This is a genomic window from uncultured Nitrospira sp. (genome assembly GCA_902500695.1).
Classification (GTDB): Bacteria; Nitrospirota; Nitrospiria; order Nitrospirales; family UBA8639; genus Nitrospira_E.
In genome coordinates this window covers 2,414-3,599 of sequence record CABVRQ010000155.1, presented here as the reverse complement: position 1 = coordinate 3,599, position 1,186 = coordinate 2,414, and the positions used below count along the sequence as shown (strand labels likewise).

The window sequence follows — 1,186 nt, the reverse complement described above, 5'->3', positions numbered from 1 at the left end:
GCCGGGCTCAAACAAGGTCCGCCGGTTCATGAGAGCGTCCCTTCCTTGGGCCAGACGGCCGGCGTCGGACCAGGGGAAACGAATTATTCAAGGACACACATAAAAGAGCGAGGATCCCTATGTTTGATCCGAAGGAAGCCGCGAAGCCTGCCAGAGTGTGTCAATCTTCCAGACAACTGCCACGGCAAGAATCAGAAAATGAAACGAGGAAAAGATGAAATACAAACAGGAAGAAAGAGGCTGCATCTCTGCGTTGGATGGCATGATGCTTTAGGGATTCGTGAGGAGTGCTCAGGCCTATACGTTGCCTCTCACTCTCACCTAAAGGCGATTAGGCATGGGGAGTGAGGAGAGGTTTTTCAGATTGTTGCTCCTCATAGACATCCTTCTCTGCCCGAGGTGCTCCCGGCTCTAGAGACAAGTAATCGGCGAGTCCACGCTGAATAATGCCGTGATTTAGCATCGGATATTGTCCGAGGAACGCCCTTTTTCCGACAGTGTTGGTGACGGCATCATCGTTGTGAATGATTTCCGGGATCATCCGGTCAATCCGCTTTCGAGCGATATGAAAGACTTCATCGGCCAGGTCCCAGACTCCGGGATCACCCTCGCGGCTATACTGCCGTTCCGCCCACAACGCCGCAGCCGCAATCATCAGGAGATCTTCACCAACCTCTTCAATCCTATTTTGTCTGCCCTGATCATCACGAAGCCCTTCCTGGTGAATCGCCAGAATGTAGAAAACGGCCCTGGCCATACGGCGACTTGCCCGTTCGACATACGTAAGACGTTTGCGGGCTTTCGTGTGTTGCATCTCCGTGCGAGAGGGAAGTGTTTTTCGTTTCCACAAATTGACATATTGCGGAAGGTACCACTTCCCCAAATTCACGCTTTCACAAATACTTGCCCATGTGCTTCCGCTTGCCTCAAGGTATGCTTGGGCTCGTTCCAAGTGAGGGTTCAGGGCCTCACGCGCCACAAACGGTCGTAAAACATCCGTGGCTCCCTCTCCGATCCGTGACATTTCGCTATCCCGAACCAGTTGTTCAATCCCGAATGCGGGTTCTCCCCGCACCCGCATGGAATCAGCCCGTTCATATCCCATTCCTCCAAAGATAATTTGCACATCTTTGAGAAAGGTGATCGTCCTTTCCGAACACGCGATTTTGGCAATGGCGGCTTCCAT

1 protein-coding gene is annotated in these 1,186 nt (G+C 52.4%); it reads right to left on the bottom strand.

What is annotated here, in order from left to right; all coding sequences use genetic code 11:
- Positions 1-331 precede the first annotated feature (331 nt).
- A partial coding sequence (locus tag AAH187_RS18955) for an acyl-CoA dehydrogenase family protein (protein WP_342350055.1) occupies positions 332-1,186 on the bottom strand: 855 nt, incomplete at its 5' end.